This window comes from Desulfobacula sp. (assembly GCF_021107415.1).
The window spans coordinates 1-9,993 of sequence record NZ_JAIOSW010000505.1 but is presented as its reverse complement, the minus strand read 5'-3'; the positions used below and the strand labels follow the sequence as shown (position 1 = coordinate 9,993).

The window sequence follows — 9,993 nt, the reverse complement described above, 5'->3', positions numbered from 1 at the left end:
GCAAGCAAAGCCGGCAAAAGAATAATTGTATAAACCATGGCAAGGAGCACACCTGTGCCGGCAAAAATACCAACGTCAGCAATAGGCGCAACCTCTGAAGTTGAAAAGGAGAATAACCCTCCAGCAGTAGTTGCGGCCGTCATAACTACGGCAAGCCCTGAATGGCCTATGGAATAAACAATGGCCTCTTCCTTGCTGCGGCTTTTTCGAAAATTGTGATAGAACATGGCCATAATGTGAACACTGTATCCAACACTCACCGCAAGCATAAAGGATGGAAGTATCTGGGTGGGCAGCTTTATCGGCGCTTTAAATACCGCCATGAGGCTGATGGTGGAAATAAGCGAAAGGATTACAATCAAAAGAGGCAAAACCACACCCGAGATTCGTCGAAACATGATAAAGAGAAATGCGCCCACGGTGATAAAAGCAAGGAGTAAAAACCTGCGGACATCTTTTATCATGGACTGCTTCAAAAAATGGGTTACTGCCGCTGAACCGGCAATATAAATTTCAAAGCCGGGACTTCTATATTTGTCAGCAACTTTGTCTACAGCGGCAACGACCTCACTGTTTTCCTTATCCGTTAAGTATAGCTTATTGTCAGTTGTATTTATTTTTTTTTCATCATCTTCAAATCCATCCAGGACGTCGATGTCTGTTCCCACTGAAGAATAGGCCTGGGTCTGAATGACAATGGTTGTCATCTTGCCATCTTCAGATATTAAAAGGTTTCTATATAGCGGATTATCAAGGGTTCGCTGCTTTATTATTGCAATTTCTTCGGTCGTTTCAGGCCAGTTTTCCATAAGGTCCTCAACGATGAGTTCATCTTTTTTCCCCCTTGTATTCCTGGCGTTAATAAGGCTGGTTATATCTTCAATATATGGAACATTTTCAAATAGATCCTCGTGCAGCTCTTTTAGTGTCTTTAGAAACTTCGCTTCAAAAACTTCCTGTGAACGGATTGCAATAACGATCAGTTCGTCCCTGCCGAATTGATCACGAAAAGTATCATAATCAACTCGTGCCGGGTCTGATTTGTGCATGAATCCTTCAGTAGATATATCGATTGTCAGCTTTGGAAGTTGCGACACCATAGCTGCAATTATTACAAACATAATAAAAAGGATTTTAAGCCGGTTGTGATATATGATCCGTGCGAATGATCCGAACCATTTTTCCATGTTATTTCTAATAGTTGTCATTATATTCCTCGATTTTTACTTTTTTACAGCCTTTAAAATCAGTTTTTCGATTTCTTTTGATACATCGCCTGAAACGCTATATCCCAATTTTTTGACGGTTTCAGGAAAAGCAGCGTATCCGGACCTGACAGGATAGCTGGTTTGATAAAACATGATACCCCCTATAACCATAGAGTGTATAATAAACGGGGTGGTTTTAATAAAAACACCCTGTTTTGCACCCTCTTCAAGGATATTGGTAACCATGCCGATTATTAATGCAAATTCTTTGGCAATAATTTCAGGAAGGTTTTGTCCTCCTGAAGCCTGTTCCCGCATCATAATAGGGGCAAGAAAAGGATTTTGCTCCATGGTTTGAGTGACGCTATTTATATAATATTTTAATTTTTGTTCGGAAGACTGATTTTCATCTAAATTGCTTATGAAATGTTCGGTGGCGTTACCTATTATATCGTGGAGTACTTCAGCATACAGAGCTTTCTTGTCGCCTATGTGGTAGTAAATCATGGCCTTGTTAATCTTGGCCTGTTTCGCGATTTCATCCACGCGTGCACCCTCAAAGCCGGATTCGGAAAAAATATTTGCTGCTGCATCAAGAATGCGGCGAATCGTTTTTTCCCTTTTTGACTCTATTAATTTTGAAACCATAAACTTTCCTTTGATTTTGTTTTAGGAAACAAGATGTTATCTGAAACAAAAAACAACTGTTTAGTTAAACTCTATGGTTAATATAATTTTCAGATCAGGTTTGTCAATATTTTTTTATTGGTTTTGCAAATTTCATTTGATTTATATATATATCAATTAGGGTCATGAAAAGAAACAAGCTTATTTACCGCCAAGTGTGGTTCAACCTGCAATTAAGGAGAAAATTTGATGTCAGTAAATACAAAATTCAAGGTAAAGCATGGTGTCTCATTTGCCAAGGATGAGAAGCAGGCGGTTCAAGAATTGTATGATCTAATATATCAACCTGAGGCAGAAGCTGTAATATTTTTTTGTTCATCAAAATATGACCTTGACAGGATGGGCAATGCGCTCAAAGCCAGATTTTCATGTACTCTTATCGGTTGCACAACGGCCGGTGAAATCACGTCGGTCGGTTATCATGAGGGCAGCCTGGCCGGTGTCAGCTTCGCAGCCAAAGCATTAAAGGTACATTCCCGTCTTATTTCTCCCTTGAGTCAATTTTCGACACAGGATGCACAAGCCATGGCAAGGTCTATCCATAAAGAACTTAGCTTTTCTTCCACCTTTAACAAAGATCTGATGTTTGGCCTTTTGCTGGTTGATGGGATGTCCATGCTGGAGGAACAGACCATAAGCTTCATATATAACCAGTTTGAAGGGATGTCCATAGTTGGCGGCTCGGCCGGTGATGACCTTGAATTCAAAACAACCAAGGTCTATACAAACGGGTGTTTTATTTCTGATGCAGCAATCTTTGTCCTCATCGAGACCACACTGCCGTTTTACGTCTTCAAAACCCAGCATTTTCAGCCGACCAAAGAGAAACTGGTAATTACTGAAGCTGATCCGATCAACCGGTGTGTGACGGAAATCAACGGGGAACCGGCTGCTTATGAATATGCTAAAGTACTCGGACTTACGATAGACAAGCTCACGCCAATGGTCTTTTCCAGCCATCCGGTCATGCTGAGAATTGGCGGTGAATATTACGTACGTTCCATTCAAAAGGTAAATGAGGATGAGAGTCTGTCGTTTTTCTGTGCTATTGACAACGGCCTTGTCCTGAGCGTTGCCAAAGGGATTGGTCTTGTGAAAAATCTGGAAAATCAACTATTGGAAATCAAAAAACAAATTCCGAACCCGAAAATAATTTTAAGCTTTGACTGCATCCTGAGACGGCTGGAGATGAAGGAAAGTAAAATGTTTGATGCAGTATGTGAGATAATAAAGGATTATGATTATATCGGGTTCAGCACTTACGGTGAACAATACAATTCAATCCATGTTAACCAGACATTGACAGGTGTAGCAATCGGAGAGATAGAATGACCAGCAGTAAAAAATTGCAGGACCAAGTTGACGAACTCCAGGAAAAAGTGAAAATCCTTGAGAACAAATTGGCCAAAAGTGAAAAGACCAAGAGGATTCTCATGGAGAGGGTGGAGAGAAGCGTTGATTCTGCCGGCGATTCCTATTCGTTATTCGAACGTAATATCCTTTTGCAGCAGCACATAGAGAAACACACCAAAGACTTGGCCGATGTCAACAAGAGGTTGATCGGAGAAATTGAAGAACGGAAACTAATTGAAAAGGAACTGGAAAAATCGCGAGACACCGCCGAGGCCGCCACTCAAGCGAAAAGTAATTTTTTATCCAACATGAGTCACGAAATCAGGACTCCAATGAACGCCATTATCGGCCTGAGCGAACTGGCGTTGAGGACCGAATTGACCGCAAGGCAGCATGATTATCTAAAAAAGATATTGTTATCCTGTCACTCTCTTCTGGGAATTATTAATGACATCCTTGATTTTTCCAAGATTGAGGCAGGCAAACTGACCATGGAGAAAATAAATTTTAATCTAGAGGAAGTGTTAATCAATTTTTCCAATCTGGCTGGCCTGAAGGTTGAGGAAAAAGGCCTTGAATTATTGTTCAATACTCATCCGCAAGTCCCTCTATATCTGGTAGGTGATCCGTTGCGGTTAGGGCAAATCCTACTTAATCTGAGCAGCAATGCAATCAAATTTACTGATAGAGGAGAAATAGTACTCAACACGGAACTTATGCCCGATATAAAAGACAAAAAATCCAATCAGGTAATGCTCCGTTTTTCCATCAGGGACACTGGCATCGGAATGTCCAGGGAGCAAATTGATAAGCTGTTCCAATCTTTTAGCCAGGCAGACGTTTCCACTACTAGAAAATATGGGGGAACCGGATTGGGGTTGGCAATATCCAAACGATTGACCCAAATGATGGGTGGAAAAATTTGGGTGGAAAGCGAACCGGGAAAGGGCAGTATATTTTACTTCACAGCAAGGTTTGGACTTCAGACTGAAACTGAAAAGAAGCAGTATATAGTGCCGGATAAAATGTCGGGGCTTCGTGTTTTGATTTGCGATGATAACCCAACGGCACGGCAGATTCTTAACGATATGTGTTCTTCATTTACTTTTGAAGTAACCCAGGTGGCATCCGGCCGGGAAGCGCTTTCAGAGTTGGAAAAAGCCGAAAACGACAGCCCGTATGAGCTGGTTCTTATGGATTGGAAAATGCCGGGCATGGACGGAATAGAGACAACAAAACGAATAAAAGAAAACCCAAAACTATCAAAGATACCCGCAGTACTCATGGTGACTGCCTATGGGCGTGAAGAGATTAAGCTGCAGGCAAAAAATGTGCGAATTGAAAATTTTCTCATCAAGCCGATAAATCAATCTTTGCTTCATGATGCAATAATGGAAATTTTTATTAAAGAATCCGGGAAAAAAATAAGCGTACCATCCCGCATTCAGGAACAAATTTTAAAAACAACTGAATCATTAAAACCTATTAAAGGAGCCAGGATTCTTCTGATCGAAGACAATTCAATTAATCAACAGGTGGCAACTGAATTGCTGGAACAGGCCGGGTTTACCGTAACCGTTGCAGATAACGGTAAAGAAGGTGTTCATAAAATCAAGACATCAGAATTCGACCTGGTTCTGATGGATATCCAGATGCCGGAAATGGACGGACATGAAGCAACACAAATTATCCGGAAAGAACCCGGCTTTAACTCGTTGCCGATTATTGCCTTAACTGCTCATGCCATGGCCGAAGAACGCGAAAAGTGCCTGAACACTGGAATGAATGACTACCTGCCAAAACCGATAAAGATTGAAGAGTTATATGCTGTATTAACAAAATGGATAAAGGTAGGCGAGCGAAGCGCTCCCGTGAGCAAAGGTCAACCGCCCTCTGAAAAAAACCGCGATGAGATTCCTGTGGAGCTTCCCGGTATTAATATGACCAAAGGTCTGGAAAACGTTGGGAAGAAAAAAGGATTCTTTAAGAAACTGCTCCTTGAATTCTATCAGGATTACCGAAAAGCGGCCCAAAAGATAACACAAGCCCTGTCAAAGGGGCAAACCGAGTATGTCAGGCGCAGGGCGCACACGATTAAGGGTGTTGCCGCTACTATCGGGGCAGAACATCTAAAAAAGAGTGCTTCAGATCTGGAAGAGGCGTTCATTTACGATACCAAAGCTGACAAACAGGCACTTTTAGCTGGATTGACAGGATCACTTGATGAAGTGCTCGAATCGATTGGAACAATGTTAAAACCGATTGGTGAGTCTTATCCGGAAAAGCCCGAGGATGAGAATGACCAATATATTGATCCGGAAAGGATCTGTGCCCAGATGGCCGAATTGATGGGCCTTCTGCAGGAAGGTGATGTGAGTGCAGAAGAATGCTTTGAAGCGCTTCGGGACAATATTAACCTGTCAAAGTGCAGTAAGTATGTGGATAAACTACAAGAGCAGATAGGCAGTTATGATTTCGAAGACGCCCAGACCACACTTATACAATTTGCCGGATCTTTGAACATTTCATTGGAGGACGCAAATGCAGGAAAAGGATAAACAAAAGATCCTGATTGCCGATGATGAGCGGTTTAACCTTAACATACTTGTTGACATTCTAAAATCCGACTACAAAATAATTGTAGCTAAAAACGGGAAACAGGCCATTGAACGGGCTATGTCACTTAACCCTCCTGACCTGATATTACTGGACATCATGATGCCGGAGATGGACGGATATAAAGCATGCAAAAATCTGAAGGAAAACGAGCAGACCAAAGATATCCCGGTGATTTTCATCACTGCAATGAAAGAAGAGGGCAACGAGGCAAGGGGATTTGACCTCGGCGCAGTGGATTATATTACCAAACCATTCAAAGCAGCGATAGTTATGGCCCGGGTAAAGGTCCACCTTAAAATGAAATGGCAGGCGGATATGTTACGAAAGATGGCAAGCATTGACGTGTTAACTGAAATTCCCAACCGCCAGAAATTTGAGGAGACTTTCGATAAGGAATGGAACAGGGCTGTCAGAAATAAAATTCCACTCTCTGTCGCATTTATTGATATAGACTTTTTTAAACAGTACAACGATGCCTATGGACATGGTCAAGGGGATAAATGCCTTAAAGAAATAGCACAGGCCTTGGTTAACTCAATCCGCAGGCCGACTGATTTTGTTGCCCGCTATGGCGGTGAGGAATTCATAGCGGTTCTTCCTGAGACCGATATATCCGGCGCCATGACAATTGCCGAAGCCATGCGCAGCAATGTCGAGCTTCTCAAGATTCCCCACGCGCAATCCGTTCCTCTTGATTATGTTACCATAAGCATCGGGGTAAGTTCGGTGTTTCCAAGCAGTGGTTTTTCAGACGCTGCTCTTGTTTCCGTTGTTGCCACTGCCGATGAAATGCTTTACAAGGCAAAATCAAAGGGCCGAAATCAAATCCAATGCCGGTAAATAGTGACAGTCTTTAAACTGCAAAAAAACGATTTATATAATATTTCATTTGATTTTTATATATCTGATTGATATGTATCATATAAATATAAACCACTTAGAGCTATGAAAAGAAAGATAACTCATTTGGAGAACAGAATGGTTAAACGCATAGGAATACTGTATTTCTCACCAACCAATACAACAAAAAAAATTTGTGAGGCCGTAGCATTGGGATTGGGAACAAGGCATCCTCAAACACTTGACATGACTTTTCCGGATACTCGAACCCGAATAATCACTGATCCAAACGCAGTCACAGCCGATATAGATCATTTAGTTGTGGGTGCCCCTGTTCATTCCGGAAAACTGCCGATTCAAGTCATAGAATGTCTCAGTTCCATTGCAGGAAATGGAAAACAATGCAGTGCAATTGTTGTTTATGGTAATCGGGAGTATGGAATTGCGCTTTACCGCATGGTAAAAATTCTTCATACAAATGGTTTCAAAGTCAGCGCTGCCGCCGCCTTTATAGGCCAACACTCCTATTCGGATATAGTACCGGTTGCGATAGGAAGACCGGATGAATCAGACATAGAAAAAGCACGCAGGTTTGGAGCAGACAGTTTAAACGCGAGCGGGAACCTGAGTCTTAAAGATGTCCCAATGCAACTTGATAAGACCTCCAAGTCTGACAAGTATTCAGCTCTCAAACCTGTTCACATTGAAAAACTATGCATACAATGTGGACAATGTGCAGAAAACTGCCCTGGTGGCTTATTATCTCCTGACACAGGCATGTATCTGAGCCGGGCGGCAAAAAACCAGTGCATCGGATGCATGGCATGTGTTAAAACCTGTATGGAAAAAGCAAGAGTTGCTAAAGCTAATCCAATAGTCAAAGTGGTTATGAATAATATTCTCAGACAAGCATCCAAAGAACGAAAAGAACCGCTTACTATTGTTGCATGAAGTGATCAAAGACCGGCTTTTGGAACCCGTAAAGAATCCCTTGCTCTGGCTGATATCATTATGTACTTTTTTTCATAATAGTATTTCAATTTTTTATAAAAAACAGTTCTGTTTCGTGTATATACCACTCCTATAGTGTTTTGAGGAAATGGTATTTTCCGGACACATTTTTTGCTTTAATTTTTAATAATACCAACTCTAAATGAGACTATAAAAAAGTAAAGCAGAAAGCTATTAATACCGCACGGCATATCACAGTTTTAAATCAGGTTACAAATAAAGGAGGGGAAAATGAAAAAAAGAATTGTACTCACAATGGTATTGGCAGTATTAATGACAACTCTGATGAGCATACCGGGTACGGGGAACATCCCTGTCCCCTGTACTCATGCCCGGCGACATGGTGATGGTAAAAGAGAGGATTGATGAGCCTTTCTGCCGGAGCGATCTGGTTGCCATTGTTTTTGGCCACCGGCAGGCACCTCTGATAAAAAGGGCGGTGGCTGTTCCGGGAGACCGGGTTAAAATAAAAAATAACCGGCTTTTTATAAACAAAATCTATTCAGGGCCGGTAAACCAGAAAAAAATGAGATCAACCATTAAACAGCTTGCACGATATAACGGGGTCATACCTCCCGGGAATCTGTTTGTTCTGGGAGATAATCTTAAAAACAGCAGGGACAGCCGGAGACTGGGCCTTATCCCCTTTGATCTTGTCAAGGGAAAAGCAAGCAAAATTATAAGATCTCAACAGCTTTAACCATTGAATGGTTTTTTCTGTTGCTTTTATCCGCCATCCCTTTATATAAATAACATACAGGGAAAAACGGATCTCTACCGAATATCTTGAACTGCAATTTGATAACCGATGGAATAAAACAACATCCATACAGGTGATCGATATCATAAAGGATATTTACCTTAAAACCCTTTGTAAACATCTTTTCTATGCCCAATTTTTACAATCAGAATAACCAATCTGTCATCATGGATTTCATATATTATTCGATAGTCTCCGGTACGAATCTTATGAAAAAAATTATTCCCTTTCATTTTAGTGGTATTTTGCTCGGGCAGATTTCGACCCAGTTCCTCTATTTTTTTCTTAATTCGTACCAGATTTTTTTTTGAAAACCGCTTCAGGCTCTTCAATACAGCAGGCCGAAACTCTATAGAATATGTCATAAATCAAAACCCCAATTGTTTCCAGACTTTTTCGGCAGCAATATTGTCTCCAGGTTCTGCAAGAGCCCGTTTGGCATCTTCAATATCAATATGATCTTCAATTTGCTGAAGCAATTCAAGCTCATCTATAGAAACCAAAGCAGCAACGTCCTGGCCTCTGCGTGTCAGGACTATAGATTCCTTGCCGTAAGCAACTTTATTAACAATATCAGCAAAATTTTTTCTTGCATCTGCTGTGGAAACTTTAATGCTCATTTGGCACCTCCATTTTTGTACTTTATATACAATTCGTACAATAGGTACTTAATAATGTCAACCCTATGTGTAAAAACAAAAATTTATATAGATCTCTCGAAGAAATTGATCCGGTTTATAGCAGTTTTGCTGGGTTGGATTTCAAGTGTTTCATTGAGCAGGCGATTTGTTGCACCATTGGTTGAGCTTAAAAAAAGAGTCAATGCGATTATTGCCGGTAACCTGGATAGTAATCCTATCTATAAATATCCGGAAAACAAAATCGGCACAATAGCCACAGATATTGAACAGCTTACAGATTTACCGGCAGTCCCCATAAGATCTTGAAAAAAAAGACAGATCAAGGGAATCCACATCATAGTCTGCATCATAATCTGCAGGACATCCGCTTGTGCAATTGATCTTACCAAAGTCCCGGGCAAAGATAATAAGATCGTCTTCATCCACATCCTGATCACCATCAAGATCACCCGGACATAGATTTTCATGATATTCATCTGCACCGATATCAACAATCGGAGCCTGACCATTACCGGTATCTATTGTATCGGGATCATCACCCACGCGGTTGTCTTCATAGAAATCTTTTTCAGGAAGCTGTACTGATTCATTATCACCGGCATCTATACAGGGTGATCCTGAAGCAAGCTGAAAATTATCATTTAAAGCATCCACAAACACTGGATCACTATTAATATTCCCAACTCCGCTAAAGCCGGATTCAATGTTATTATAGGTTATCAAAGCCTGGCTGCCTGTATCGGAATACAAATAGATCTGGGGGCTGGCAGATGCAGTGTTGCCCCAGAAAATGCAGTTAAAAATGGATGGGACACTATTCCCCTGGTTAAGGACATGTAAACCACCCCCGCTCGCTGCAAAATTATTTACAATG

At 41.2% G+C, this 9,993-nt stretch carries 12 protein-coding genes; 7 read left to right on the top strand and 5 right to left on the bottom strand.

What is annotated here, in order from left to right; all coding sequences use genetic code 11:
- Positions 1 to 1,208, bottom strand: a 1,208-nt coding sequence (locus tag K8S13_RS25020) for an MMPL family transporter (RefSeq protein ID WP_291466481.1), incomplete at its 3' end; no start/stop codon positions are given.
- 15 nt (positions 1,209 to 1,223) lie between these two features.
- The gene (locus K8S13_RS25015; RefSeq protein ID WP_291466479.1) at positions 1,224 to 1,856 is read right to left on the bottom strand and encodes a TetR/AcrR family transcriptional regulator; all 633 of its coding nucleotides are present in this window, start codon (positions 1,854 to 1,856) and stop codon (positions 1,224 to 1,226) included.
- A gap of 228 nt (positions 1,857 to 2,084) precedes the next feature.
- On the opposite strand from K8S13_RS25015, the gene nosP reads away from it, so the two are divergent.
- From nosP to lepB, 6 genes are all read left to right on the top strand, one after another.
- A complete protein-coding gene (nosP, locus tag K8S13_RS25010; RefSeq protein WP_291466477.1) occupies positions 2,085 to 3,227 on the top strand; it encodes a nitric oxide-sensing protein NosP in 1,143 nt (380 codons plus the stop codon).
- Entirely contained in the window at positions 3,224 to 5,806 is a 2,583-nt protein-coding gene (locus K8S13_RS25005; RefSeq protein WP_291466476.1) for a hybrid sensor histidine kinase/response regulator, read from the top strand. Before nosP ends, K8S13_RS25005 begins: the two co-directional genes overlap by 4 nt.
- Positions 5,790 to 6,707, top strand: coding sequence for a diguanylate cyclase (locus K8S13_RS25000; protein ID WP_291466473.1), 918 nt, complete (start codon positions 5,790 to 5,792; stop codon positions 6,705 to 6,707). Before K8S13_RS25005 ends, K8S13_RS25000 begins: the two co-directional genes overlap by 17 nt.
- Positions 6,708 to 6,845: 138 nt before the next feature.
- Positions 6,846 to 7,658, top strand: a complete 813-nt coding sequence (locus tag K8S13_RS24995; protein WP_291466471.1) for a 4Fe-4S dicluster domain-containing protein — start codon at positions 6,846 to 6,848, stop codon at positions 7,656 to 7,658.
- Positions 7,659 to 7,949: 291 nt separating this feature from the next.
- Positions 7,950 to 8,084, top strand: a complete 135-nt coding sequence (locus K8S13_RS24990; protein WP_291466469.1) for a hypothetical protein — start codon at positions 7,950 to 7,952, stop codon at positions 8,082 to 8,084.
- The gene (lepB, locus tag K8S13_RS24985) at positions 8,065 to 8,418 is read left to right on the top strand and encodes a signal peptidase I (protein WP_291466467.1); all 354 of its coding nucleotides are present in this window, start codon (positions 8,065 to 8,067) and stop codon (positions 8,416 to 8,418) included. The genes K8S13_RS24990 and lepB overlap by 20 nt, the downstream gene beginning before the upstream one ends.
- Positions 8,419 to 8,579: 161 nt before the next feature.
- Here lepB and K8S13_RS24980 read toward each other — a convergent pair whose 3' ends face one another.
- Together K8S13_RS24980 and K8S13_RS24975 are read right to left on the bottom strand one after the other, a co-directional pair.
- Positions 8,580 to 8,843 (bottom strand): type II toxin-antitoxin system RelE/ParE family toxin, encoded by a 264-nt coding sequence (locus tag K8S13_RS24980; protein WP_291466466.1) that lies wholly within the window; start codon positions 8,841 to 8,843, stop codon positions 8,580 to 8,582.
- Positions 8,844 to 8,846: 3 nt separating this feature from the next.
- Entirely contained in the window at positions 8,847 to 9,098 is a 252-nt protein-coding gene (locus K8S13_RS24975; protein ID WP_291466465.1) for a type II toxin-antitoxin system Phd/YefM family antitoxin, read from the bottom strand.
- Positions 9,099 to 9,152: 54 nt separating this feature from the next.
- Here K8S13_RS24975 and K8S13_RS24970 point away from each other — a divergent pair, with 54 nt between their 5' ends.
- Complete coding sequence (locus K8S13_RS24970) at positions 9,153 to 9,425, top strand: hypothetical protein (RefSeq protein ID WP_291466464.1); 273 nt, start codon at positions 9,153 to 9,155, stop codon at positions 9,423 to 9,425.
- On the opposite strand, the gene K8S13_RS24965 is transcribed toward K8S13_RS24970, so the two are convergent.
- Positions 9,399 to 9,993 (bottom strand): choice-of-anchor Q domain-containing protein (locus tag K8S13_RS24965; RefSeq protein WP_291466463.1); only part of this gene is annotated, 595 nt, incomplete at its 5' end. The two genes, K8S13_RS24970 and K8S13_RS24965, sit on opposite strands and share 27 nt — an antisense overlap.